The sequence below is a fragment of the Rhizobium sp. PDO1-076 genome, assembly GCF_000247475.1.
In the GTDB taxonomy this organism is placed as follows: domain Bacteria; phylum Pseudomonadota; class Alphaproteobacteria; order Rhizobiales; family Rhizobiaceae; genus Allorhizobium.
In genome coordinates this window covers 31,083-55,510 of record NZ_AHZC01000397.1, presented here as the reverse complement: position 1 = coordinate 55,510, position 24,428 = coordinate 31,083, and the positions used below count along the sequence as shown (strand labels likewise).

24 protein-coding genes are annotated in these 24,428 nt (G+C 59.8%); 7 read left to right on the top strand and 17 right to left on the bottom strand.

Translation table 11 applies throughout. The features are described from left to right. Positions 1 to 41: 41 nt before the first annotated feature. The 12 genes from PDO_RS20575 to PDO_RS20520 form a co-directional block, all read right to left on the bottom strand. Positions 42 to 1,157 carry a branched-chain amino acid ABC transporter substrate-binding protein gene (locus tag PDO_RS20575; protein WP_007606404.1) on the bottom strand — a complete coding sequence of 372 codons (1,116 nt, stop codon included), beginning with the start codon at positions 1,155 to 1,157 and terminating at the stop codon, positions 42 to 44. Between the two features lie 141 nt (positions 1,158 to 1,298). Continuing rightward, on the bottom strand, positions 1,299 to 1,652 hold the full coding sequence (locus tag PDO_RS20570; RefSeq protein WP_007606401.1) for a DUF6867 family protein: 354 nt from the start codon (positions 1,650 to 1,652) through the stop codon (positions 1,299 to 1,301). Between the two features lie 18 nt (positions 1,653 to 1,670). Continuing rightward, entirely contained in the window at positions 1,671 to 2,399 is a 729-nt protein-coding gene (locus PDO_RS20565) for an ABC transporter ATP-binding protein (RefSeq protein ID WP_007606399.1), read from the bottom strand. After that, the gene (locus PDO_RS20560) at positions 2,399 to 3,283 is read right to left on the bottom strand and encodes an ABC transporter ATP-binding protein (protein WP_037074874.1); all 885 of its coding nucleotides are present in this window, start codon (positions 3,281 to 3,283) and stop codon (positions 2,399 to 2,401) included. The genes PDO_RS20565 and PDO_RS20560 overlap by 1 nt, the downstream gene beginning before the upstream one ends. Then, complete coding sequence (gene livM, locus PDO_RS20555) at positions 3,283 to 4,674, bottom strand: high-affinity branched-chain amino acid ABC transporter permease LivM (RefSeq protein WP_007606396.1); 1,392 nt, start codon at positions 4,672 to 4,674, stop codon at positions 3,283 to 3,285. Before livM ends, PDO_RS20560 begins: the two co-directional genes overlap by 1 nt. Positions 4,675 to 4,678: 4 nt before the next feature. Next, a complete protein-coding gene (locus tag PDO_RS20550) occupies positions 4,679 to 5,581 on the bottom strand; it encodes a branched-chain amino acid ABC transporter permease (protein WP_007606394.1) in 903 nt (300 codons plus the stop codon). Between the two features lie 278 nt (positions 5,582 to 5,859). After that, a complete protein-coding gene (locus PDO_RS20545) occupies positions 5,860 to 8,286 on the bottom strand; it encodes a GcvT family protein (RefSeq protein ID WP_007606393.1) in 2,427 nt (808 codons plus the stop codon). A 148-nt stretch (positions 8,287 to 8,434) separates the two neighbouring features. Next, complete coding sequence (locus tag PDO_RS20540) at positions 8,435 to 9,556, bottom strand: metallophosphoesterase (protein ID WP_007606392.1); 1,122 nt, start codon at positions 9,554 to 9,556, stop codon at positions 8,435 to 8,437. A gap of 119 nt (positions 9,557 to 9,675) precedes the next feature. Further along, positions 9,676 to 10,230 carry a sarcosine oxidase subunit gamma gene (locus PDO_RS20535; RefSeq protein ID WP_007606391.1) on the bottom strand — a complete coding sequence of 185 codons (555 nt, stop codon included), beginning with the start codon at positions 10,228 to 10,230 and terminating at the stop codon, positions 9,676 to 9,678. 11 nt (positions 10,231 to 10,241) lie between these two features. Beyond that, positions 10,242 to 13,196: a sarcosine oxidase subunit alpha family protein gene (locus PDO_RS20530; RefSeq protein ID WP_007606389.1), complete on the bottom strand. Its 2,955-nt coding sequence runs from the start codon at positions 13,194 to 13,196 to the stop codon at positions 10,242 to 10,244. Further along, positions 13,193 to 13,474, bottom strand: a complete 282-nt coding sequence (locus PDO_RS20525) for a sarcosine oxidase subunit delta (RefSeq protein ID WP_007606387.1) — start codon at positions 13,472 to 13,474, stop codon at positions 13,193 to 13,195. The genes PDO_RS20530 and PDO_RS20525 overlap by 4 nt, the downstream gene beginning before the upstream one ends. Positions 13,475 to 13,483: 9 nt before the next feature. Next, complete coding sequence (locus PDO_RS20520; RefSeq protein ID WP_007606385.1) at positions 13,484 to 14,737, bottom strand: sarcosine oxidase subunit beta family protein; 1,254 nt, start codon at positions 14,735 to 14,737, stop codon at positions 13,484 to 13,486. A gap of 237 nt (positions 14,738 to 14,974) precedes the next feature. Here PDO_RS20520 and cysQ point away from each other — a divergent pair, with 237 nt between their 5' ends. Together cysQ and PDO_RS20510 are read left to right on the top strand one after the other, a co-directional pair. Further along, positions 14,975 to 15,781 carry a 3'(2'),5'-bisphosphate nucleotidase CysQ gene (gene cysQ, locus PDO_RS20515; RefSeq protein ID WP_007606384.1) on the top strand — a complete coding sequence of 269 codons (807 nt, stop codon included), beginning with the start codon at positions 14,975 to 14,977 and terminating at the stop codon, positions 15,779 to 15,781. Between the two features lie 136 nt (positions 15,782 to 15,917). Continuing rightward, positions 15,918 to 16,943, top strand: coding sequence for a DUF2793 domain-containing protein (locus PDO_RS20510; RefSeq protein WP_007606382.1), 1,026 nt, complete (start codon positions 15,918 to 15,920; stop codon positions 16,941 to 16,943). 83 nt (positions 16,944 to 17,026) lie between these two features. Here the strand turns inward: PDO_RS20510 and PDO_RS20505 are convergent, their stop codons facing one another. Then, on the bottom strand, positions 17,027 to 17,704 hold the full coding sequence (locus PDO_RS20505) for a helix-turn-helix transcriptional regulator (protein WP_244426493.1): 678 nt from the start codon (positions 17,702 to 17,704) through the stop codon (positions 17,027 to 17,029). A 459-nt stretch (positions 17,705 to 18,163) separates the two neighbouring features. Between PDO_RS20505 and sciP the strand changes: the two genes are divergently transcribed. Continuing rightward, entirely contained in the window at positions 18,164 to 18,439 is a 276-nt protein-coding gene (sciP, locus tag PDO_RS20500; protein ID WP_007606379.1) for a CtrA inhibitor SciP, read from the top strand. Positions 18,440 to 18,523: 84 nt separating this feature from the next. Here the strand turns inward: sciP and PDO_RS20495 are convergent, their stop codons facing one another. Then, the gene (locus tag PDO_RS20495; RefSeq protein WP_007606377.1) at positions 18,524 to 19,003 is read right to left on the bottom strand and encodes a paraquat-inducible protein A; all 480 of its coding nucleotides are present in this window, start codon (positions 19,001 to 19,003) and stop codon (positions 18,524 to 18,526) included. Positions 19,004 to 19,108: 105 nt separating this feature from the next. Between PDO_RS20495 and PDO_RS20490 the strand changes: the two genes are divergently transcribed. Continuing rightward, positions 19,109 to 19,396: a GNAT family N-acetyltransferase gene (locus tag PDO_RS20490; RefSeq protein ID WP_007606375.1), complete on the top strand. Its 288-nt coding sequence runs from the start codon at positions 19,109 to 19,111 to the stop codon at positions 19,394 to 19,396. A gap of 120 nt (positions 19,397 to 19,516) precedes the next feature. On the opposite strand, the gene PDO_RS20485 is transcribed toward PDO_RS20490, so the two are convergent. After that, positions 19,517 to 19,867, bottom strand: a complete 351-nt coding sequence (locus PDO_RS20485; RefSeq protein ID WP_007606373.1) for a hypothetical protein — start codon at positions 19,865 to 19,867, stop codon at positions 19,517 to 19,519. Between the two features lie 439 nt (positions 19,868 to 20,306). On the opposite strand from PDO_RS20485, the gene ctrA reads away from it, so the two are divergent. After that, the gene (ctrA, locus tag PDO_RS20480) at positions 20,307 to 21,008 is read left to right on the top strand and encodes a response regulator transcription factor CtrA (RefSeq protein ID WP_007606371.1); all 702 of its coding nucleotides are present in this window, start codon (positions 20,307 to 20,309) and stop codon (positions 21,006 to 21,008) included. Positions 21,009 to 21,183: 175 nt separating this feature from the next. Here ctrA and PDO_RS20475 read toward each other — a convergent pair whose 3' ends face one another. Both PDO_RS20475 and chpT read right to left on the bottom strand, forming a co-directional pair. After that, positions 21,184 to 21,546: a response regulator gene (locus PDO_RS20475; protein WP_007606369.1), complete on the bottom strand. Its 363-nt coding sequence runs from the start codon at positions 21,544 to 21,546 to the stop codon at positions 21,184 to 21,186. Positions 21,547 to 21,661: 115 nt separating this feature from the next. Beyond that, on the bottom strand, positions 21,662 to 22,303 hold the full coding sequence (chpT, locus tag PDO_RS20470; RefSeq protein ID WP_007606368.1) for a histidine phosphotransferase ChpT: 642 nt from the start codon (positions 22,301 to 22,303) through the stop codon (positions 21,662 to 21,664). 248 nt (positions 22,304 to 22,551) lie between these two features. Here chpT and PDO_RS20465 point away from each other — a divergent pair, with 248 nt between their 5' ends. Further along, positions 22,552 to 23,082, top strand: coding sequence for a DUF1134 domain-containing protein (locus PDO_RS20465; RefSeq protein WP_442981145.1), 531 nt, complete (start codon positions 22,552 to 22,554; stop codon positions 23,080 to 23,082). Positions 23,083 to 23,281: 199 nt separating this feature from the next. Further along, positions 23,282 to 24,427 carry a hypothetical protein gene (locus PDO_RS20460; RefSeq protein ID WP_007606365.1) on the top strand — a complete coding sequence of 382 codons (1,146 nt, stop codon included), beginning with the start codon at positions 23,282 to 23,284 and terminating at the stop codon, positions 24,425 to 24,427. Position 24,428 lies beyond the last annotated feature (1 nt).

Here is a 24,428-nt window from a genome sequence, read left to right as displayed (position 1 = left end):
GGCACAAGGCCGGGTTTTCCGTTTTCCGATCAAAGATCGAATTATTGCGGGACGTAGGTGAAGTTGCCGTCGGCACCCTTCTTCCATTCGTACATGATGTAGCCCGGGATCTTCGGGTCACCCTTTTCGTCGAAGGACATGTCGCCGAGAGCTGTCGGGAACGGGCCCTTTTCCTTCATTGCAGCAGCAACGGCTTCAGCATCGTTCGAGCCGGCAGCCTTGGCAGCGGCAGCGATCGTCTGCAGAGCAGCGTAGGAATACAGGGTGTAAGCTTCCGGGTTGAAACCGGCAGCCTTGAACTTTTCGACCAGTTCCTTGTTGGCCGGGTTCAGTGTCGGGTCAGGACCGAAGGTGTTGAGCGTGCCTTCGACAGCGTCGCCGGCGATCGAAGCCAGTTCGTTCGAGACGATACCGTCGCCCGAGACGAGCGTAGCCTTGAGGCCCTGGTCAGCAGCCTGACGGATGATCAGACCAGCTTCGGTGTGCAGGCCACCCCAGTAGATGATCGAAACGCCGGCTTCCTTCATCTTGGCGATGAGGGCCGAGAAGTCCTTGTCACCGGTGGTGACGCCTTCGTACATGACTTCCGTCAGGCCGGCAGCGTTCATTGCCTTCTTGGTTTCGTCGGCAAGGCCCTGGCCGTACGGGGTCTTGTCATGAACGACAGCGATCTTGGCGTCCTTGAACTTCTCAGCAAGGTAAGCACCGGCAACGGCGCCCTGCTGGTCGTCTCGGCCGCAGGTGCGGAAGGTGTTCCACAGGCCGCGCTCGGTGAAGACCGGGTTGGTAGCAGCCGGGGTGATTTCGAGGATGCCGTTTTCGGCATAGACTTCAGACGCCGGGATGGAAACGCCCGAGTTGAAGTGGCCAACCACGAACTTCACGCCGTCAGCAACGAACTTGTTCGCAACCGAGATGCCCTGCTTCGGGTCGGAAACGTCGTCGCCGAGAACGATCTTGATCTGCTCGCCGTTGATGCCGCCTGCAGCGTTGATGTCTGCAGCAGCCTGTTCAGCACCCTTCTGGAGCTGAGCGCCGAATGCCGCGTTCGGACCTGTCAGCGGGCCGCCGACGCCGACGAGGATATCAGCCCAAGCGTTGCCGCTGAAGGCGACCATCGCCGACAGGGCAACTGCCGAGAGAAGAGACTTCTTCATATTGTAACTCCCAAGTTTTTATGCGGGTTTGGTTCTTGAAACCCTGCGCAACACCCGCTGACACTGCGCCGGAAAACTGTTCCACTCTTTATTAGGGGCCATCGCCTCTGCCGCCAATCTGGGACAGAAAACAACAGCTTGTCAATCTTTGTTCTTCCACGAGAAGTAGGAAGTTCTGTCGTAGAGCCAGTAGTAGTTATCGACCATCTGGGTCGTCCTGCGCGACTGGAATCCAGCCACCGCAAAAGCGAGCAGAAGCACCACGTCGATGACGTAGTAGAAGGGGCTGATGAAGGGTCCGGCAAACAGGGAGAAGTGCAGGAAGCGCATCACCACACCAAGTCCAAGGACATAGATGAACACCCTTGCATAGCCTTCCCAGCCCTCGGCCACGGCCTTGCCGGTCCGCCATGCGGTCCAGAAGCCGATCAGCAGAACGAGGAAGCGCAACACAGTGCGCACACCGGTATCCGTCTCGAAAAACAATCCTTGCATGTCAGTTCCTCCGCGCGCTCAGTGATGGCCGCCTTCGAGATAAGCCGCCCGGACCTGCGGGTCCGCCAACAACTCTTTCCCGCTGCCGCTCATCGTCACCTTGCCGTTGACCATGACATAGGCACGGTCGGACAGCTTCAGTGCGGCAAATGCATTCTGCTCGACGAGGAAGACGGTCAACCCTTCTTCCTTGTTGAGCTTCTTGATCGCCTCGAAGATCCCCTTGACGATCAGAGGTGCCAGACCGAGCGAAGGCTCGTCGAGAAGCAGCAGTTTCGGACGCGACATCAGCGCACGGCCGATGGACAGCATCTGCTGCTCGCCACCCGACAATGTTCCACCACGCTGGGCATGGCGTTCCTTGAGGCGTGGGAACATGGTGAAGATCTTCTCCACGTCCTCGCTGAAATATTTCAGGTTGTCGAGGCCAGCCCCCATCTGGAGGTTTTCCATGACGGTCATGCGCGGAAAGATCCGGCGACCTTCCGGCGACTGCGCGATGCGGCGACGCGCGATCAGATGCGTCGGCAGCTTGGTGATATCCTCGCCGTCGAAGATGATCTGGCCGGCACGCGCCTGCGGGCTGCCGCAGATCGTCATCATCAGTGTCGACTTGCCGGCGCCATTGGCGCCGATCAGCGCAACGATCTCACCCTGCTTGACTTCGACATCGACGCCGCCAAGCGCCCGGATATTGCCGTAATAGGTTTCGACACCCTGGACCTTGAGAAGTGCTTCGGAGGACATCAGTTCTTCTCCCCCGACACTTCTTCGGCAACAGCCTCCACTTCGGAAATTGCTTCTTCCAATTCTTCATCCTCGACACCCAGATAGGCGGCGATCACCTTCGGGTCGTTCTTCACATGATCCGGCGTACCGTCGGAAATCTTCTTGCCGTATTCCAGAACGACGACGTGGTCGGAAATCTCCATGACGACCGACATGTCGTGCTCGATCAGGAGCAGAGACGTGCCTTCCGCACTGATGCTGCGCAGCAGAGCGTTGAGCGTCAGCGATTCCTTCGGATTGAGACCGGCAGCCGGTTCGTCGAGGCAAAGAAGTTCCGGTCCGGTGCACATGGCCCGGCAGATTTCCAGACGACGCTGGGCGCCGTAGGGCAAGTCGCCGGCCGGGTCATCGGCACGATCGACCAGATCGGCCTTTTCCAGCCAGTAACGCGCCTTGTCGATGGCCAGATCCGCAGCCTTCTTGTAGGCCGGCAGACCCAGCAGGCCAAGGACCGTATAGCCCGAGGCCTTCATCAGCGCATTATGCTGGGCGACCAGAAGGTTTTCCAGAACGGTCAGACCCGAAAACAGCCGGATGTTCTGGAACGTCCGGGCGACCTTGGCCTTCTTGGGGATCTCGAAATCCGGAAGGCGCTCGAGCAGATACTGGCTGCCGTCCCTCTGGTTAAGCGTAATCATCCCCATCGTCGGCTTGTAGAAGCCGGTGATGCAGTTGAACACGGTGGTCTTGCCGGCGCCGTTCGGGCCGATCAGCGCGGTGATCTCACCGCGCTTGGCTTCGAAGGAGAAGTCATTGATGGCCATCAGGCCGCCAAAGCGCATCGACAGATGCTCGACTTTCAGGATGGTGTCTTTGTTCATCGTTTCAGTTCCGGAAGTCATCAGCCGTGACCTTCCTTGGTAAAGCTGCCCGAGACGGCCTTGCGCTCCTTGAGGAAGGCTGTCGGTTCTCTGCTGCCGACAAAGCCGCGAGGCTTGAACAGCATGACCACGACCATCGCCAGGCCGAACAGAAGCATGCGGTAGAGTTCCGGGGTGAAGTCAGGTCCAAAGACATGCTTCAGGAACTCCATTTCACGCAGTGCCTCGGTGCCGCCGATCATCACGATAGCAGCGATGGCGATACCAGTCAGCGAGCCCATGCCGCCGAGCACGACAATGGCAAGGATAACAGCCGACTCGAGGAAGACGAAGCTTTCCGGCGAGACGAAGCCCTGGCGGGCGGCGAAGAACGAACCGGCAAAGCCGCCGAACATTGCACCGATCGAGAACGCCGTCAGCTTGGTCGTCACCGTGTTGATGCCGAGCGAGCGGCAGGCGATTTCGTCTTCACGAAGCGCTTCCCAGGCACGGCCGATCGGCATGCGACGCAGCTTGATGGTGACATAGGCAGTGATGCCGCACAGGAGCAGGATCACGTAGAACAGGTAGATCTTGTAATAGGCGGACGACATCGGCAGGCCGAATGTCTTGGCAAAACCGCCCGGCGACGCATCGAAAGGCATGCCGAACAACGTTGCCTTCGGAATGCTGGAAATGCCGAACGTGCCCTTGGTGACATCGGTCCAGTTGATCAGCACCAGACGGATGATTTCACCGAATGCCAGCGTCACGATGGCGAGATAGTCGCCGCGAAGCCTCAGAACGGGAAAGCCGAGCATGATACCCCAGAACGCAGCCAGAATGCCCGACAGCGGCAGGAGGATCCAGAAGGACAGGCCGAAGTTCTGCGACAGCAATGCGTAGGTATAGGCACCAACCGCATAGAAGGCGACATAACCAAGGTCGAGCAGACCGGCGAGACCGACGACGATGTTCAGACCCCAGGCCAGCATGACGTAGATCAGGATCTGGATGCCGAAATTGTCGACATATTTCAGGGAGCCCTGAACACCGGTCAGGGCGACGATCACCGGCGGATAGAGAATGAGCGCCACCAGGGCGATCTTCAGGAAATGCGTCTTGAAGAAGGACGGCTGGGCATCGAGATCAGTGACCGGCGCAGCAGCCTTGTTCGCCTTGCGGGCGGCATTCCATGGCTGCACGAAGGCCACCATGGCAAACCGGCCGACGGCTGCGATGATGACGAAGATCGCCAGCAGGCCCCAGCGCGGATACCAGATCAGTTGGTTCGAAATGTTCTGGTCGGTCTTGATGCCGATGAACAGACTGAACAGGCCGAGCGACAGAAGACCGGCGAACAGGCCCTCCTTCAGCGCGCGCGCCATCGTGCCGGACGAAGCGGCACCAGTTTCATTTACAGAAGTTGTCATGGGATCAAACCTTCTCGACTTCCGGCCGGCCGAGGATGCCGGTGGGCTTGAAGATCAGCACGAATGCCAGGAGACCGAACGTGGCGACATCCTTGTAGGCGATGCTGAAGTAAGCCGACCAGAGCGACTCGATGAGGCCGATCAGCAGGCCGCCGAGAACAGCGCCCGGCAGAGAGCCGATACCACCGAGAACAGCTGCCGTGAAAGCCTTCACGCCCGGAACGAAGCCATCGTTGAACGAGGCAACACCGTAATACATCAGGTACATCGTGCCCGCGACCGCGGCCAGTGCAGCACCCATGACGAATGTGATGGAAATCGTCTTGTCGACATCCACGCCGAGCAGCGCCGCCATCTTGCGATCCTGTTCGGTGGCGCGCTGGGCGCGGCCAAGCGGCGTCTTGTTGACGATGTACCAGAATGCGAAGAGCAGGACGCTGGTGATCATCACGATGATCGCCTGCTTCAGCGAGACCGTGACCGCACCGATATGCAGCACGTCGCTGATCAGCGGCGGGATCGGCTTGTTGCGCGGTCCCTGCGCCACCTGGATGAAGTTCGACAGGGCGATCGACATGCCGATCGCCGTGATCAGCGGAGCCAGCCGGAAGGAGCCGCGCAGCGGACGATAGGCAACCCGTTCGATCGTCCAGTTCCACAAGCTCGTCATCACCATCGCGACGATCAGCATGATCAGCAGCGCAAGCGCGACCGGGATACCGGCAAAGAAGGTTGTCAGGATGAGGAAGACGATGAGAGCGGCGAAGCCGCCGAGCATGAAGATATCACCATGGGCGAAGTTGATCATGCCGATGATACCGTAGACCATCGTATAGCCGATAGCCACAAGGCCATAGATGGATCCAAGAGTCAGCCCGTTGATGAGCTGCTGGATAAAGTACTCCATATATTATCCCCCGGACGCGCCTTGGTGGTGCGTCTCATTTTTGTTGATCCCTTGCGGGTTCTAGGTGTCGGGAGATTCCATATCGCTTTGTCCGAAAATGTGAAGCCAAAAAGGCGAAAAGGCGGCAAAATGTTACCGCCATCCGGCCGTTTGGCGCGGATAAAACCAGCGAACTGAAAAAAACGGCAGAAAAAGCCCATGAAATCAGCAGGCCGCCCGAGAGCGACCTGCTTTGCCTGTGCATTCACTAATGCAAGCCCATCTTTGTGGAAAAAGGTTCAGCTTCTCATTCGCGACCCATTTGCGTCAAAAAGCGGCAGAGCCTGCAGGTGCGCGGGAAGAACCTCGCCGAGGATTTCGATTCCCCAGCCTTCGATCTCGTCGGCAATGTCCTTCGGCACATAACCGATGGCAACCGAGACGCCGCTCGGATGCGCATAGCCGCCGGACGTGACCCAGCCCCTCACCTCGCCCTTGAACGAGATTGGCTCGTCGCCGATGACATCGGCGTCCTTGGCATCGACAATGAAAGTGCGCAAGCGCAGCGTGCCGCCGGAAAGCTTTTCTTCGATCGCTGCCGTCTTGCCGATGAAATTCGCCTCCTTCTTCAGGGCAACGAAGCGGCCAAGTCCGGCTTCCAGCGGCCCGTAGAGTGGGCGATACTCGCGTGACCAGCTGCCGAAGCTCTTTTCCAGCCGCAGTGCATTCAGCGCCCGCAGGCCAAACAGCGAGATACCGAATTCGGCACCGGCGTCCATCAGCAGATCGAAGATATAGCGCTGATATTCCGGCCGCATCCAGATTTCATAGCCGAGATCACCGGTATAGCTGACCCGCCCGACGATGGCCGGCGCCATGCCGAGATCCATTTCACGAATGTCCATGAAGGCAAAGGCCTCGTCAGAGACGTCGAGATGCGTCAGCTTGGCCAGCACGTCGCGCGCCTTCGGTCCGGCAATCGACAGGCCAAGCAGACCGAGATTGAGCGGATTGAGCTCGACCGAGCCGTCGTCGGGCAGATGCTGCTCGAACCAGCGCATGTGATAGTCCTCGGCAATGCCGGAACCGATCACCAGGAATTCCTCGTCATCAAGATTGGCAACGGTGAAGTCGCCGATCAGCTTGCCAGCGTCGTTGAGCATCGGCGCCAGCGTCATGCGACCGACCTGCGGGATCTTGGCGGCCAGCATGTGGTCGAGCCATTCCCGTGCGCCCTCGCCGCTCACCGTATATTTGGCGAAACCCGAAGTCTCCATCAAGCCGACGCTATCGCGCACGCCCTGAGCCTCACGACCGACGGCCACGAAATCGGTCGAACGACGCCAGGAGAACTTGTCCTCGACACCATCCGGCGCAAACCACAGCGGCGTCTCCAGCCCGTAGGATGCGCCGAACACGGCACCGGCCGATTTCAGCTTGTCATAGATAGGCGAGGTCAGCAGAGGACGCGCGCCGGGCAGTTCCTCGTTCGGATAGCGGATCGAGAAGCGGCGGGAATAGTTCTCGCGCACCTTGGCATTGGTATAGCCGAGCGTCGCATAGTCGCCGTAGCGGCAAACGTCCATGGCAAACACGTCGAAGCCCGGATCGCCCTCGATGATCCAGTTGGCCAGCGCCAGCCCGACGCCGCCACCCTGGCTGAAGCCGGCCATGACCGCGCAGGCCGACCAGAAGTTGGTCATGCCGCGCACCGGACCGACCAGCGGATTGCCGTCCGGCGAGAAGGTGAACGGGCCGTTGATGATCTTCTTAATGCCGGCATTGTTGAACGCCGGAAAATGCCGGAAGCCGACTTCCAGCTCTGATGTGATGCGCTCAAGGTCTTCCGCCAGCAGCTCATGGCCAAAGGTCCAGGGCGTCTCGATCGGCGACCACGGCCGGCAATCCTTCTCATAGGTGCCCATCAGCATGCCGTTGCGTTCCTGACGAATGTAGATCTCGCCGTCAAAGTCCACGCAATGCATCAGCTCCTTGCCCGATGTCTTGTTGAATTCGATGACCTCGGGCATGTCCTCGGTGATCAGATACATGTGCTCCATGGCGAGCACCGGCAGTTCCAGCCCGACCATGCGCCCGACTTCGCGTGCCCAGAGACCGGCGGCATTGACGACATGCTCGGCGCGGATTTCGCCCTTGTCGGTGATCACCCGCCAGGTGCCGTCTTCAAGCTGCACCAGATCCTCGACCTTGGTATGCAGATAGATCTCGGCGCCGTTCTTCTTTGCCGACTTGGCATAGGCATGGGTCGTGCCATAGGGGTCGAGATGGCCTTCGTGCGGATCAAAGACCGCGCCGACGAACTGCTTGGGATCAAGCAGCGGCATCATCTCATAGGCTTCCTCGGCCGAGATAAGCCGCGCGTCGCCATTAGCATATTTGCCCTTGGCCAGCAGTGACTTCATCCAGTCGAAACGTTCCGTAGTCGCCGCCAGCATCAGGCCAGAGGTCATATGCATGCCGATGTCCTGGCCGGAGTATTCCTCGATCTCCTTGTAAAGCTCGACCGTGTATTTCTGCAGCTTGCCAACGTTCGGATCACCGTTGATCGTATGGATGCCGCCCGCCGCATGCCAGGTCGAGCCGGAGGTCAGTTCCGAGCGCTCCAGAAGCACGACATCGGTCCAGCCGAACTTGGTCAGATGGTAGAGGACCGAGCACCCGACGACACCACCACCGATGACGACGACCCTTGCATGGCTTTTCATAAAACGCTCCTTTGGCGCGGACAGGCTGTTGTCCGAAGCTAGAGCGGCACGGGAAAAGTCGGAAGCCCATGCTGCGACGAAACATGTCGCGCAAGACAAAGAAATTATCCGGATAACGCCGCGGCCAGAGCAAGACCGCGGCAGGTTCTCATGAGGCCGCCCGCCGGAGCGTGATGCGGGTGAGTTCGGCCGTCGTTCCGAGCCTCAGGGCAAAACCGGGCCACAGCCCTGTGCCATTGTTGACGTAGAGCTGCATACCCCCGACCTGGTAGAGGCCTGACACGAAACCATTGTTCGCCGCGCCGACCACCCGGTCCAGACCGACGATCATGCCGCCATGCGTGTGCCCGGAAAGCTGCAGCGCCACGCCGGATTCGGCTGCCTTTGCCGCCTGCATCGGCTGATGATCGAGCAGCACGACCGGCACATTGGCAGGAGCGCCGCGCAAGGCCGCAGACAGGTCCGGAGCGGGCGAGCCTGTTGCCGCTGCCGACAGGTCGGTGACCCCTGCCAGAACCAGTTCGGCCCCGCCCCGCGCAAGGACAACGTGGCTGTTCGACAAGATTCGCATGTTCTGGCCTTCGAAATGTCGCATCCAGTTATCGACGCCGAAGAAGTATTCGTGGTTTCCCGGGATGGTATAAACCCCATCCGGCGCCTGCAGTCTGGCAAGCGCTGCGACATCGTTGCGCCGATGCTCGACGCTTCCGTCGATCAGATCACCGGTGATCACGATCAGGTCCGCATCGAGCGCATTCGTTTGCAACACCACCGCTTCCGTCCATGCGGCCGGAAAAAGCCGGCTGATATGGAGATCGGTCAGTTGCACGAGACGATAGCCGTCAAACGGGGCCGGCAAGCCGGGTATGGCGATTTCCATGTCCTTGACCGGGGGGACGACGATGGCGCGGCTGACACCGAGAGCCGACAGCGCAATGGCCGTAATGCCCATGGCGTATCGCACACCGACCGGCACGACAGGAAACGAGCCCTTCGCCACCAGGATCAGCAGCGAGACCGCGTCCAGCAGAAGTTGGAAGACGGCCAGCAGCAGGATCGCGCCGAACAGGACATTGAAGCCGATCACGACATATCGCGGAAATTCGGGAGAGAAAACCGATCCCGATGAGAGACGGCTGAAGAAATGGTACTGGGATGCAATCAACAGCAGTGCCGCAAGCGACAGCTTGACGGTCCAGATCCACGGCAAAGGTTGGATGAATCTTGAGACGACCACCAGCCACGGCAGCCCGAAGATAATATGAAACATCAAATGCCTTTAAATACGACTTTCACCTACGCTACGCACGGAATGCACGCGTAGATCACCCCGTCGAGGACCGACGATGAGCCACGTCGCTGTGGATGAACTCTCGTCAGAGGGGGGCCTTACCTGGCAAAACCCGCCGTCATCGCAAATTCGCGGCCCATCTCGCAGACCTCGTCGAACACGAAGCCGGCAAAACTGCGCATGACAACGATCTCGAAACTGTCGGCACCAGTCCGCGTAAGGTTTGCCGCAACATGGCAGAACAGCACATTGGCGGACTGGCCGACTTCGAATACATCGGCATGCAGATCAACGGCCACGCATTTTGCCAGGATCGAGCGAACCCTTGGACCGCCGATCCTCAGCACCACACGGCCATCGCTCTGCTCGACAAACGACACCCTGGTCGATCCGAGATCGCTCAACTGGCGAGCCAGAGCATCACTCGACACGTCTTCGCTGACCAGCAGCCATTCATTCGGTCCGGCAAAGCGCACCGAGACGTCCTCCAGATTGCTCAGCGCTTCGTCAATATCGGCTTGATGGCCCTCATGCACCAGAACTGAGAAAACCGTCGGCGCCCGGACAATCGACAAATGGTGCGGATTGGCTGTCGCCTCGAAACCGGCAATATGATCCTCGAGCACGTGCCGGCTGGCATAGGTCATGGGCATGGCGCTGCTCCTTACAGGTGAAGTTTCTTGTTGTCTGGATCGTAGAACACCGGATTGCACACCTCGGCCACCGTTTCGCTGCGACGCAGGGCATCCCAGACGACGATCTTTTCGCCGATCCGCTCGCGTCCCGATTTCAACAGAGCAAGCCCGATATAGGATCCCAGCGACGGAGAATAGCAGACCGAGGTGACATAGCCCTGGTCGTTGCGCATCGAGGGATCCACGCCATCCTTCAGAAGATGCGCCCCCGCCTTGATCTCCTCCTTCTCGATCGGCCGCAGGCCGACGAGTTGCGGACGATCGGCAGCTGTCAGGCCAAAACGACTCGACAGACGCTTGCCGATGAAGTCCGGTTTCTGGGTCGAGAACATGCGACCGAGCCCCAGATCGTCCGGCGTCGTCGCGCCATCGATCTCGCTGTGGGTAATATGGCCCTTCTCGATCCGCAGCACGTTCAACGCCTCGACGCCATAGGCGCAGATGCCATGCGGCTTTCCTGCCGCCATGATCGCGTCGGCAACTGCCTCGCCGTAGTTGGCCGGCACCGCCAGCTCGAAAGCGAGTTCGCCGGAAAAAGAAATCCGGAACAGCCGCGCCTTTAGGCCGCCCTTGAGCAGCACTTCACGCGCCGACAGGAATGGGAAGGCTTCATTGGAAATGTCGTGATCGACGATCTGCTCAAGGATGATGCGGGCCTTGGGGCCTGCAATCGCCATCTGCGCCCATTCGTCGGACGAAGACACGAAACGCACGTCGAGATCCGGCCATAGGGCCTGGGCGCAGAATTCCATATGCGTCATCACCTCGCCGGCATAGGCCGTGGTCGTGGTGACGAAGAAATGCTCGTCCGACAGCCGGCTGGTCGTGCCGTCGTCATAGATCATCCCGTCTTCGCGCAGCATCAGCCCGTAGCGGGCCTTGCCGACGGGAAGCTTGAGGAAGGCATTGGAATAGAGCCGGTTGAGGAATTCCGCCGCATCCTTGCCGAACACCTCGATCTTGCCGAGCGTCGACACATCGCAGAGACCGGCATTGGCGCGCACGTTCAGCACTTCGCGGTCTACTGCCTCGCGCCAGGTTTTTTCCCCCTCACGCGGGAACCAGGAGGACCGATACCACAGGCCGGATTCGACGAAGACGGCCCCCTGCTTCTTCGCCCAGCCATGCAGCGGCGAGGTGCGCACCGGCCGCGAATGTTCGGCCCGGGACGTCCCTGCCATCGCCCCGAAGGAAACCGGCGTATAGAAAGGCCGGAAGGTCGTCGTACCGATTTCGGCCGGCGACACGCCACGCATGCCAGCCATGATGCCGATGGTGTTGATATTGCCGAGCTTGCCCTGGTCGGTTGCCATGCCGCCCGTGGTGTAGCGCTTGGTGTGCTCGACATGGCCCATCGCCTCGCGCTGGGCAAGGCTCAGGTCTTTCACATGCACGTCGTTCTGGAAGTCGACAAAGGCCTTGCCCTTTGCGCCCGGCACGTACCAGAGCGGCGCAAAATCCGCATCGAATTCACCCTCGACCTCCGGCACATCGACTAGCCCGACCAACCGGCCGAGATCGCCAATCGCATCATGTGCCTTTTCAGCGCCGTCGCGCAGGCAGGCGGTGAGCGAAGCGACGCCCGCGGCCGAACCGGCAACCCGCAGCCCGCCGCCGACATCCGGCGCCAGGAATGCCTGGTGCGCGTCCGACCAAACCGGCTTTTCCCCGCGCTGGCAGGCAAGATGCACGATCGGACTGAAGCCGCCGCTCATTGCCAGAGCATCGCAGGATATCTCCTCCTGATGGCCGGAGCGCTCGACGATCAGGCCGGAAATGCGGTGGCGTCCCTTGGTATCGACCACAGCCCCGCCGCGAATGACCCGAACGCCCGTCGGCGCTTCATCGCCCGACTGCACACGCCCATCGATGATTGCAGAGATGCTGACGCCGGCGGCTATCAGATCCGCAGCGGTCCGATAACCGGCACCGCCATTGGTGAAGATCGCCACTTCCCGACCAGCCGCCACGCCATAGCGGTTGAGATAGGTGCGAACCGCGCCGGACGTCATGACGCCGGGTTTGTCATTGCCGCCGAACACAAGCGGCCGCTCTTCGGCACCCGACGCCAGGATCGCGCGCTTGGCGACGATCCGCCAGACCCGCTCGACCGGCAGGTCGGACGACGGCTGCGCCACATGCTTCTGCACCTTTTCAACGGCTCCGAAGACATTGTCGTCATACCAGCCGAATACGGTCGTGCGCGGCATCAAGGTGACATTGGCGAGGGTCTTCAGTTCGTCGACGACGCTCTGGGCGTAGTCGGCAGCCGCCATGCCGCCGACCGAGACCCGCTCGCTGAGCAGCGAGCCGCCGAAACGGAAGCTCTCGTCCGCAAGGATCACGCGCATGCCCGCCCGCGCCGCAGCCCTGGCTGCCATCAGGCCGGTTGGCCCTGCGCCGATCACCAGCAGGTCGCAATGCGCCCAGGATTTTTCGTAGCGATCGGGGTCAACCTCGAACGGCGTCTTGCCGAGACCCGCCGCGCGGCGGATGATCGGCTCGTATACCTTTTCCCAGAACGGCTTCGGCCACATGAAGGTCTTGTAGTAGAAACCGGCACTGAGGAATGGCGACAGCAGGCTGTTGACCGCGCCGACATCGTATTTCAGCGACGGCCAGCGGTTCTGGCTCGTCGCTTCCATGCCCTGGTAGAGCTCGGCCATGGTCGCCCGCGTATTGGGCTCGGCGCGGCCGCCGGAACCAATCGTCACAAGGGCGTTGGGCTCCGAAGAGCCGGCCGTGACGATGCCGCGCGGGCGGTGATACTTGAACGAACGGCCGACCAGCATCTGGTCATTGGCGATCAGTGCCGAAGCGAGCGTATCGCCTTCGAACCCCTTCATCGTCTGGCCGTCGAAGGTGAAGGAAAGGCTGCGGCCACGATTGACGAGGCCGCCGGAAGACAGACGCGAACCGGTCATCGGGCAGCTCCCTTCGCATGCACGCTGGCATCCGTCACGCTATAGACCTCGTGACTAGCCGCGTTATCGCGCTCGACCACCAGCCAGCGACGACATCCGGCCGAATGATGCCAATGCTCGATGATCCGGCCCTTCGGATTGTCACGAACGAATACATAGGCGTACCAGGCATCGTCGGATGCCGCTGCCGCGGGACGCACCGGGCTCGCGTCTCCACGGATCGAGAACTCTTCCTTCGGACGAATCCCGCAATGCGGGCAAGTGATGAGGCTGGCCATGATCGGATCTCAATGCAAATTCGGTTGCGGGCCCTTGCCGCCTTCATCCACGGCAAAACCGCGCTTGAAGCGGTCGAGCCGGAGCAGACGGGTAACGGGATGGGCTTCGTTCTTGGCGATCAGATGGGCGAAACAGAAGCCTGAAGCCGGCGTCGCCTTGAAGCCGCCGTAACACCAGCCGCAGTTCAAATAGAGGTTGTCTATCGGTGTCCTGTCGATGATCGGCGATCCGTCCATCGACATGTCCATCACCCCGCCCCAGGCGCGCAGGACCCTGACGCGCGAAAGCCCGGGTATCAGCGAAACGCCCTCCTCAATCGTGTGCTCGACCGTCGCCAGGTTACCGCGCTGCGCATAGGACGAATAATAGTCGATGTCGGCACCGAAGACCAAGCCGCCCTTGTCGGACTGCGAGATGTAGAAATGCCCGGCGCCATAGGTGATGACATTGTCGATCACCGGCTTGATGCCTTCCGACACGAAGGCCTGCAGCACATGCGTCTCGATCGGCAGTTCCAGCCCGGCCATCTGGCCGGTGACGGACGTGTGGCCCGCCGTCGCCAGCGCCAGCTTGTTACAGCCGATAAAGCCGCGACTGGTCTCGACACCCTGAACATTGCCCGCCTCGTCGCGGCGGATGCCGGTGACCTCGCAGTTCTGGATCAGGTCGACGCCGCGGCTGTCGGCGCCGCGGCCATACCCCCAGGCAACTGCGTCATGGCGCGCCGTACCGCCGCGCTTCTGCAGGAGACCGCCCAGGATCGGGAAACGCGCATGATCGTAGTTGAGATAGGGCATCATCTTGTGCACCTGCTCACGATCGAGCAGCTCGGCGGCCACGCCATGCATCATCATCGCATTGCCGCGCCGCGCATAGGCGTCGCGCTGGCCGTCGGAATGGAAGAGATTGACGATGCCGCGCTGCGACACCATGGCATTGTAGTTGAAGTCCTGCTCCAGCCCTTCCCAGAGCTTCATCGAGAACTCGTAGAACGGCTCATTGCCTTCCAGCAGGTAGTTCGAGCGGATGATCGTCGTGTTGCGGCCGACATTGCCCGAGCCGAGATAGCTTTTTTCCAGCACCGCGACATTGGTGATGCCGAATTCCTTGGCGAGATAATAGGCGGTCGCCAGACCATGCCCGCCACCGCCGACGATGATCACGTCATAATGCGGCTTGGGCTCCGGCTCACGCCACATCGGCGCCCAGTTGCGATTGCCGGAAAGTGCCTGTCGAAAGATTGAAAGGGCCGAATAACGCATCAACCATCCTCTGAAAATATCGCCGCACATTCGCATAGGCGTCACAAAGAGCAAGCGCAATCAGGACGAAAATTGTTTTGTTTGAGACATGCCGCGCTTTGTTCCACGGCGGTGCAGCGTGGACACGCGCAACGATGCCGCAATCTCCTGCCAATCTCCTGCGCATATGGTGAAAGATCACTTTACACCAACCGTGCGAACGTGAAATCACGGATGGACGACAGAGGAAACGGACCAGTGGCCGACGACGCAGCGATCGCGCGGATTTTCGAGCAGGCAGCCCTTGGCGCCGGCCGGATCATTCTCGATATCTATCGAGCCGGTCCCGATGTCCGCCTCAAGGGCGACAGCACACCGGTGACCGAGGCGGATGAGGCCGCCGAAAACCTGATCCTGGCAGACCTGATCGCCCATCTGCCGCACCTGCCGGTGGTGGCCGAGGAAGCAGTTGCCGCAGGCGATGTGCCCGCAACCGAAGGCCAGCGCTTCCTGCTGGTCGATCCGCTTGACGGCACACGCGAATTCATCGCCGGCCATGACGATTTCACCGTCAACATCGCCCTCGTCGAACACGGTGTGCCGACCATCGGCATGGTCTATGCACCGGCTCTGGGCATTGCCTATCTCGGCTTCGGGAACAAGGCGGAAAAGCTGATCATCGATGAGCATTTCCAGGTGACGGCGCGGTCCGCGATTAAGGGGCGCCCGACCCATCCCAAGGCCTGCGCCCTGGTCAGCCGCTCGCACAACAGCGAAGCGACCGAGGCCTATATCCGCGACAACGGCATTCCGGAGCGCCGCACCGTTGGTTCGTCACTGAAATTCTGTCTTCTGGCCGAGGGCGAAGCCGATCTCTACCCGCGCTTCGGCCGCACCATGGAATGGGACACAGCCGCGGGCGATGCCGTCCTGAGAGCAGCGGGCGGCATCACGCTGACGACCGATCACCAGCCGCTCGTCTACGGCAAGCGCAACCGAATTCACGAGACCGATTTCGCCAATCCCGACTTCATTGCCTGGGCAAGCCCGCCGCAGCGGGGATGAGTTTTCCAAATAACCTCATGATTTCAACAAAATCAGGGTGATTTCATCCCCCTCGGTAAAATCCGGCGCACACTTCTCCTTCCACGCCACGCTCCGTCATCACGCCGGATGCAGGCACAGAGAAACGGAGACGCCGATGTCCGATACGACCAGCAATCTCGACTTGCCTTTCATCCTTCCCGCCCAAGCCCAGAAACACGTCACGCACAACGAAGCCCTGCAGCGTCTGGATGCGCTGGTACAATTGGTCATCCAAGGCGAAGCGTCGGAACCTCCGGCGGCGCCATCCGAGGGCGATATCTATTGGCTGGTCGCCCCGACCAGCGGTGCCTGGACCGGTCGCGAGGGCCAACTGGCACTCTATCAGGATGCCGCCTGGGTATTCATCGCCCCTCGCATCGGCTGGCGCGGCTATATCGCCAGCGACCAACGCCCGACGGTCTTCGACGGGGAACAATGGATCGCCCCTCCCTTGCCATCGACGGCAAGTTTCAATCGACTCGGTGTCGCCGCCACCCCCGACGGTTCCAACCGACTGGCGATATCCTCGCCCGCCAGCCTGTTCAACCACGCTGGCGACAGCCACCGGTTGACCGTCAACAAGCAATCGGCTGCCGACACTGCAAGTCTGCTCTTCCAGTCCAACTGGCAGGGCCGCGCCGAAATGGGCTTGGCTGGCGAAGATCGCTTCTCGATCAAGGTGAACAGCGACGTGACCGGCTGGCGCCAGGCAATTGGAATTTCCCCGGAAGGTTATGTGCGCCACGATCAGCGACCGCTGGCGCGCGCGGCCCTGGCGGCTGCAACACTGACGCCGGCGAGCGGCACGGCGACCGGCTTCGACCTGCTACATCTGTCGGGAGGCGATGTCACGCTCGGCCCACCCCTTGCCTCGGGATTCGGCAAGTCGCTTCTAGTCCCGGCAACAGGATTCTACCTGCTGGCTCTGACGGTGACTGCCAATAGCAGCGGCAACCATTCGGTCGCGTTGCGACGCAATGGCGGAGAAGATCTCGTCCACCACGCCGGCGGTGCCGGAACCTCGACGGTCGTCACGCTCGCATGGCTGGACAGCGGTGATACAATCACCCTGCTTCACAATAGCACGACAGAATATGTCTTCGGCTATGGCAGGACTGAACTCAATGTGATGCTGCTTTAGCTATGGCATCGACCGCGATGAAAAAGACGCCGCACATGGCATGTGCGGCGTCTTGAGTGATCGATATTCGGGGTGGAGCGCCGTCACAGCAACCGGAAACGACAGGCCCGCGCAACCGCCTGCATGCGGTTGACTGCCTCGAGCTTGCGCATGGCGCTCTTCAGATAGCTGACCACGGTATGGGTTGAAATATCGAGAATGATGGCGATCTCGTCGCTGCTCTTGCCCGCAGCCGACCAGCGCAGACATTCGATCTCGCGGGCCGAAAGCTTTTCCCGCGGGCCATACCGCGGCACGAGTTCGTCCGCACCAAGGTCGAGCATTTCCATTGCCGCAAGCTGCATGATCGCCAGTTCGGCGCGATCGGGTTGTTCCAGCCGTCCGGAAAAAACCAGAACATACTGCGCCAGATGCCGATCATGCAGGCTGAAGGCAAGGCTGCCGCCCAGTCCATGCTGGTCAAAAAGCGCAAGCAACTTGGCCCGCTGCTCTGTCGGAGCCTGGCCGACGAACAGGTTCTCGGTGGAGAACACCGGCATGATGGTCTGCTTGAGGCGCGCCACCAGCAGGCTTCCGGCAAAAATTTCGGCCGCTTCATAAGCCTCGCGCACCGGTTGTGGCCAATTCGTCACCAGAAGATTGGCAGCGAACTCCGGCCGATCACCCTTGGGGAAACTCGCAAGCAGGCAGTGGCGAAAGCCATGCTCGCGTGCCAGTGCCAGCAATTTGCCGGCCCACTGTCCGGATACGAACGCATCCAAAGGGAAAACGTCTTCGTCAGTCTCTTGACGACGAGTCAAATCAGTCGGCCTGAACATAAAGCTCCTTTCGACAGGGCATGTGCCCAGCCGGAAATTGAAAGCATGTGAACTAGAATGCATCCCATGCAGGGACTTGTATCCACTGGGCCTGTTGCCGATCTTGCGGCGACTGAAAAACGACAATCAACCGGGCAGCTTTGCCGCCCGGCCTTGTCAAATCCAGAGGAACCAGAGATTTCGCAGGTGTAATGCCATGAATGGTTGCGCCCGAGTAGAGGGGTAATTGCATAACTCCTATGCACATGCCGCAAGTTTACGCAGAGTGAGGTAGAATCAGCAAAACATGCCTACCGCGAACGGCAAAAATTATTATCAAATGCTTACAACGTGCTTAGGCAAATTTTAAAGCCTCGGCTCTAGGATGCGGGTGTGTGGTCTTGAGTATGTATAGAGAGTCCAATGACCGAAATGATCCGCCCCCGAGTGAAATATGTCATCGGTCCCGATGGCAGCCCGCTGACGATTGCCGATCTGCCCCCGGCCAATACGCGCCGTTGGGTGATCCGTCGTAAGGCCGAGGTTGTCGCCGCTGTTCGCGGTGGCCTGTTGAGCCTGGAAGAAGCCTGCGAACGCTATACCCTGACAGTCGAGGAATTCCTCTCCTGGCAGTCCTCCATTTCTGACCATGGCTTGCCGGGCCTGCGGACAACCAGAATTCAGCAATATCGTCATTAAGCTATTGGGCGCCGCAAGTCAGCGGCGCAAGACAGTTTTGAAACAGACCCCATCGGAAAACCGGCACGGCTCGCCCTGCCGGTTTTACCCTTTTTGCGGCATGGGCTCCGACAAAGTTCCGCGGGCCGGCAGCCGATGCAGAATGGCGGCAAGCACAACCGATCCGGCATAGAACCACAGTCCCGGCTGGGAAAAAGCCTGCACCAGCCCCGTCGTCTTGGCCGCGAAAATCACCAGCGCCACCAGCAGCACATCCATCATCGACCAGCGCGACAGGACAGGAACAAGCGTTCCGATCCATCCGCCCTGCCGGTGTTCGGCCGCATTCAGATGTTCCGCCGCAAGCCCCAGCAGCTTGACCGCCGGAAACACCACCGAGACAAGCCCGACGATCACCGACAGCAGTCCGTCTCCCCCGTGCCAGATTGAGCCGATGATCGACAGCAGCGACGGCTCCTCGGAAAAGACATAGAAACTTTCAAAACGCATCAGCGGCAGGCTGATCCCCAGTGCCAGAAATGCCGGCGCCAGGATCAACAGCAGGGCCTTCAACCAGATCAACACGCAAACTTCCGCCAAGTGTGAACGCTGCGTGTGCCAGACAGGCAATTGTCGCTTGGCACGGGCCGATGCTATTCAGGAACCATCAACGGGGCAACGGAGGCATTGATGAACATCACTTTTGAGCAGACCGGTTCGGGCGGACGTTATCTTGGCAAGGCGGACGGGATCGTCGACCCCGCGATCATGACATTTTCGCGCGCTTCGCCCGCCTTGATCATCATCGATCACACGGAAGTCCCGGATGCGATGCGGGGCACCGGCGCCGGTCAGGCTCTTGCGCTCTATGCTGTGGAGGAGGCTCGCAAGGGCGGCTGGAAAATCATTCCGCTCTGCCCTTTTTTCCATGCCCAGATGGATCGCCATCCCGAATGGCGTGATGTGCTCAACGGATAAACCGCCGGCCCTGGCCCGATCGCTTCATGCGCTTGGGGGCGACAGGCTCAAGTCGATGAGCCAAAGTGACGGACGCAGTGAAAACTGCGCCCGTCTATTTGAACATTGCAGACACGATGTTCAGGCTCTAACCCGCATCTGGCTGTCCCGCTCTTCAAGAGCCGATGCCTTGGCATATTCTGCCTCGGCTTCTTCCAACGCCAAATCGGCCGCTTCCTGCTGGACTTTCAGTTCCCGGATAGAGACCTGAAGGTTGTCCGCGCGCTGGCGAGCTGCCTTGGCAAAGGTGGGATAGGCAAAATGGTTAGGGTCGGTAATGCCGGATTTTTTCTCCTCGATGCCGATCTGAGCCTCAAGCTCTTTCGCCATCCTTTCGAACTCCGCCATCATTGACTGCAACTGCTGCAATTGCCGACGCTTTTCGGTAACCTGAAAACCTTTCAGGCGTACCAGGCTCTCACGCGACTTCATACGCAATACTCCCGTGATGCGAGACCCCCCGCCACACTTGCTTACTCAACACACCCGCATGCAAACGATTCGTCCAAAAAAAGTCCGCGACGTTAACAAAAAGCTACCGCTGGTAACCTTTCGTTTACGGGCATCGTTAATGATAAGCCCGATCACTTAAGGGTCAGTAAATGCCAGGGCCTCAAAACGGCTGATGACAATGATGAGTCAAATGAATCGGTTACGGGAATTTCCTGTTGCTCTGATTCAAGTGTGGCGATGACCGAAACACATGAAAAATCAGGAGACTGCTTTCTTTGCTTAATAAATTCGTTACACCTTGCCAGAGGGAATCAGAATTTGTTAACCATTTGGTGGCAGCCTTCAAATCAGGCAACGACTGGATCCGTATCGCGTAGGGGGCCAACTCGACCTTTCGGCGGCGGTAAAGGGGATAAATATGCGGGTTCTACTCATTGAAGACGACAGCGCTACGGCTCAGAGCATCGAATTGATGCTGAAGTCCGAGAGCTTCAACGTCTATACCACTGACCTGGGCGAAGAAGGCGTCGACCTGGGCAAACTCTACGACTACGACATCATTCTGCTCGACCTCAATCTCCCCGACATGTCCGGCTACGAAGTGCTTCGCACTCTGCGCCTGTCGAAGGTTAAGACACCGATCCTTATCCTGTCCGGTATGGCAGGCATCGAAGACAAGGTGCGCGGTCTCGGTTTTGGCGCTGACGATTACATGACGAAGCCGTTCCACAAGGACGAACTCGTTGCCCGTATTCATGCCATTGTCCGCCGCTCGAAGGGCCACGCCCAGTCGATCATCATCACCGGCGAACTGATCGTGAACCTCGACGCCAAGACCGTCGAAGTCGGCGGCCAGCGCGTTCATCTGACCGGCAAAGAATACCAGATGCTCGAACTGCTCTCGCTGCGCAAGGGCACGACACTGACCAAGGAAATGTTCCTGAACCACCTTTACGGCGGCATGGACGAGCCTGAACTGAAGATTATCGACGTCTTCATCTGCAAGCTGCGCAAGAAGCTCGCAAATGCGGCTGGCGGTGCGAACTATATCGAAACGGTCTGGGGCCGCGGCTACGTGCTGCGCGAGCCGGACGGTGCGGAATACTCAGAAACCGCCTGATTCGATCATACTTCCAGACAAAGCCCGCGTTTAACGACGCGGGCTTTTTTGTGTCCTGAAACAGGTCGATCGTGCCCGGCCTGGGCGATAGCGCGGGGATAGACGCCGGAAAACCCATGCAAAAAGGGCGGCGCCGATGGCCCGCCCTTCTCCTTCGAATCATAGGTCTGTGCCTTCAGGCAGCGATCGCCTTGCCGCCAAAAGTATCCGTCAGGATCTTGCGGTCGAACGGCTTCAGCAGGAACTCGTTGGCGCCTGCACGCTTGCCCGCCATCATCGTCTTCAGGTCTGCCTCGACGACGCAGTAGTAGATCTTGACGGCCTTGCCGTCAGGCAGGGCGCGCAGATTGGTGATCAGGTCGAGAGCATCGTCCATGCCGGCATCGACGATGATAATATGCGGCAGTTCGCGCTCGCAACGAGCCAATGCCTCGCGGCCGGATCCGGCTTCGGATATATCGAAACCGAGCTCAGACAGGATCTTCTTGCCGACCTTGCGCACAATGTCGGAGCCATCTGCGATCATCAAACGCTGCATGGTAAACTCCTCTGTCTCCGCCAGGAGACAACGATTAATCCCGATAAGCCTATCCGAGTTCAACTAAGGAAATGTTACCGATGGGAATACAACTTCGTCTCGAAACGGGACGATGTCAGATAACCTCGGCGGTAAAGGCAATCTCGCCCTCGCTGGGGATGAATTTCAGCTCCATTCCGCATTCGTCGGCCAGCAGGATGGTGTAGTAAGGCTGGATCGTATGGGCATCGACCGCCTCCTCCAGGGTGCCTGTCAAAATTTCGGCGAATTTTGGCGGGACGCGCAGCATGCGGCCTTTGGCGACAATCTTGAACTTGGCATCCGTTTCCGGGTTCTCCAGCGAGATGTCGAGCGAACCGCCGCGCGGAATGGCACCGTAGGCGACCAGAAACAGGTTCATCAGAAGCTTGACGCGGTTCTTCGCGATGATCGCGCGCGGTCCGCTCCAGGTGACTTCAGTCTTCTTTTCGGCGAGCGCGAAATCCTTCGCCGCCTTTTCCGCTTCTCCGGTGTCGATCGAGGCGCCCACGGAACCGGAGGCGCCAAAGGCAAGCCTGGCAAACTTCAACCGGACCGAAGCATTCAGCGCGCTGGTCCGGATCAGGTCCATCGCATCGGCATCCGCACCACCCTCGTCGAGCAGTTCCAGGCCGTTGTTGATCGCACCGACCGGCGAAATCACGTCGTGGCACACACGGCTGCACAGCAGTGCCGCGAGATCGGGGCCTGCGAGGGTGAGGTTGATATTTTTCGCCATCGGTCTCTCCAGAAGATTTTAACCGACGATACAGAGCGCAGTCGTGTCTGGCACGGGTTGCGAACCGGTCGGATACCATATGGTCATAATGACACCATATTTGGTAAACCGATTATTAAGACGATCCTCGGTAAGTTCGATTACCCCCATCGGAGAGGCCGAATCCATCGGCTTCGCATCTAGGAGGCCCCATGCGTCTTTTGCCAACCCGTCATCTTTCGGCCGCGCGTCTCATGATCGCAGCCGCCATGGCCATCGCGGGCTTTGTCACGACCATGCGTCCAGCCGAAGCCGCAGGCGAATACTCAATCCAGGAAGTGGTCGATGCCGGCCACGGCTTCTTCGGTGAAACCAGCGGCGCTCTTGCCAAGGTCATCGAACAGGCCTTCGAAACCCACGGCCTGCCAAATGGCTACATCCTTGGACAGGAAGGCTCCGGCGCACTGATTGCCGGTCTGACCTATGGCGAGGGCATGCTCTACACCAAGAATGTCGGCCAGCATGAAGTCTTCTGGCAGGGGCCCTCGCTCGGCATCGATTATGGTGGCAATGGCACGCGAACGATGATGCTGGTCTACGACCTGCCCGCGGTTGATACGCTCTATGCCCGCTACGGCGGCGTCAGTGGTTCGGCCTACGTCGTCGCCGGCGTCGGCATGACGGTCCTGAAGAGCCGTGACGTTGTCCTCGTCCCGATCCGCACGGGCATCGGTGCCCGTCTGGGCATCAATGTCGGCTATCTGAAGCTGACCCGTGCCCCGACCTGGAACCCTTTCTGACCTCGGACATTTCCATACTCAGGCTCGCACAAGCTCACTTTGATGTCGTTAGCCATAACGACGCAATCTGATCCTGACGCTTGCCTCCGAGGCTTGTCGAGGGCAGATGGCCGTGGTTAAATATCTTCTAACATATGCCTGAACGCTGAAATGGCGCGCGACCGTGATTGAATATGCCCTGCTTTTCGGATTGGGATTTATGGCCGCAGCGCTTCTGGTGATGCTGCTTGCACCTGCGATCCATCAACGCGTCGTTCTCTATACGGAGAACAGGCTGAAAGCGACCATGCCGCTCAGCCCGCAGGAGATCCGCGCGCAGAAGGACATGGTCCGCGCGCTCTACGCCGCCGAAAACGCCCGCACCATGCATGAACTCACCCGCGAGCGGGAAAAGTCCCTGTCACTGACCTTGTCGAACGAGACGCTTGCCAGCGAGGCCAGCCGTCTGGTTGCCGACAATCAGGAACACAAGGGCCAGATCAACGAGATGAGCACGGAGGCAGCCGACCTCCGCTCCAGGCTGCGCCGCTCGGAGGTGGACGCCTCGACGGTCAGGGAAACCTTGAAGCGCGCCGAAATCGCCAGCGCGGCGAAAGACCTTGAGCTTGAGGATCTGGCACGCCGTATCGGCCGCATCATGTCCGACGTTGACAGCATGCGCATCGAGGCCATCAGCCGCGACACCGAGATCGATGTGCTCAAGACCCGCGTTCAATCGATGCGCGACGAGCGCGAAGAACTGCGCCGCGAGAACAAGTTGCTGGTAAAGCGTGCAAGGGATGCCGAAATCCGCCTCACCCAGGAGGAGCACAAGGCACTCCGGCTCGATGATCACCTGTCCCGCAAGATGGCCGATCGCGCCGATCTCGAAACGTCGCTGGAACGCCGCACGCGCGAAGCCGCCGAATTCAAGGCCAAACTGAAGACTGCAAACGCTCAGCTTCGAACCGCATTTCGCGCCCTGAAGCAGGCAGATCTTCCGGTCCCCGACATCAAGGATCTCGACATGACCGAAGACGACACCCTGCCGGCACCTGCACAGGTCGACCCTGAACGCCTTGCCGAAGAGATCCGTGCCCGCCAGGCTGCCCTGACCGACCGGCTGCTGCGCGCCAAGGCGACAACCGACGACAACGCGTTGCGCGAAGAATTGAGCGACATTGCTGCCAAGATGATCGTCCTGACCGCAGCGACAGAAGGGGCGACTTCGCCTATCTCTGACCTCCTGGCTCAGGCGCAGAAGCCTGGCGTGCAGAAGAGCCTCGTCGACCGGGTCATTGCCATGGACCCGAAGCTTGCCCGCAGCCAGCCAGGCCAGACAAGCCAGCCTTCCCCGGCTGAGTGAC